This is a genomic window from Desulfatibacillum alkenivorans DSM 16219 (assembly GCF_900142135.1).
Lineage (GTDB): Bacteria > Desulfobacterota > Desulfobacteria > Desulfobacterales > Desulfatibacillaceae > Desulfatibacillum > Desulfatibacillum alkenivorans.
In genome coordinates this window covers 1-1112 of the sequence record NZ_FQZU01000102.1, presented here as the reverse complement: position 1 = coordinate 1112, position 1112 = coordinate 1, and the positions used below count along the sequence as shown (strand labels likewise).

The window sequence follows — 1112 nt, the reverse complement described above, 5'->3', positions numbered from 1 at the left end:
ACCTTGCTGTGAAGCATGCGGGCGGCGATCATCCCTTATCCAGGCTCCAGGAAGCAGGTGGGAGGCCCTCATTGTCCCTCCAGGGGTCCGCAATGGCCCCGACGTCTCTCAACGGACTCTCCCGCCATGCAAATTGTCCTTCCCGCCCCAGGCCGTTCCGGCTCAAAGCGAAAAGAGGAATAAAAACAGATTTTATGCGGGGGCCGGCCCCCGCGCCCCCGGGGTTTACCGCTTTTCACGGCCCCCCGGATGACCAGGGAAAGGCCGCCGCCGTCTTGAAGCGCGGCGGCCCATCCGGTCCGGCCTTCCGCTCCGGCGCTCGGGTCGCTCCCCAGCGTCGCCCTATCCTCCGGGCGGAACTGTCAAATACCGGTTGATCAATTCACTCACATGCCAAGATACTTGGGGTCAAAAGGCTCCCGGTTTTTCATTAGGGTCCAGGCGATGACCAGCATCTTGGCCGCCAGCTTCACCCGCACCTTGGTCTTGATCCCACGCTCCTTTTCCCTGCCCTGAACCTGATTCGCCATCCACCGCATAAAATGGATGTTCCGGGTGGAGGCGATCAACGCCGCCTGGTACAAGGCGTATCGTAAACAGGACTTGCCCCGCTTGGACAAAACCGGCTTGGCGGCGTCCGAGGTCTTGCCGCTTCGGGCGGCGGAGAGGTCGAGCCCGGCCAGTTTGAGCACCTGGCGATAGCTCACGAATCGCTCGGGATCTCCGATGGCCGCGATCACCTTGGCCGATATATCCGGGCCGAAGCCGGGGATGGTCAGGAGATATTCATAGGAGGGCAGCCTCTGGGCGAACTTAAGGATTATCTTGTCCGTGCGTTTGATCTCCTCCCGGATGCTCCTGAGATTGTCCACCATCATCCGGGCCTCGAAAGCCGCGGCCTCCGTAAAGACGCATCCCACGGAGCCATGGGCCGCCTCGTAAATGGCCTCCAGGCGCTGCTGTTGTTTCAGGCCCCGGTCCCGATCCGCGGCCCGCAGGCGGAACTCCTCGAAATCCATGGCGGCGATGAGCTTTGGGTCCAGCATCTGCCGGACGATGGTCAGGCTCAGGGCCGAGCTTTGCACGCAATACTTGTCCAACTCGGGAAAATA

1 protein-coding gene is annotated in these 1112 nt (G+C 61.6%); it reads right to left on the bottom strand.

Annotated features, from left to right (window positions below; genetic code table 11):
• Positions 1-386: 386 nt before the first annotated feature.
• Positions 387-1112: transposase (locus tag BUE18_RS27770; protein WP_139265002.1), on the bottom strand; the 726-nt coding region annotated here is incomplete at its 5' end.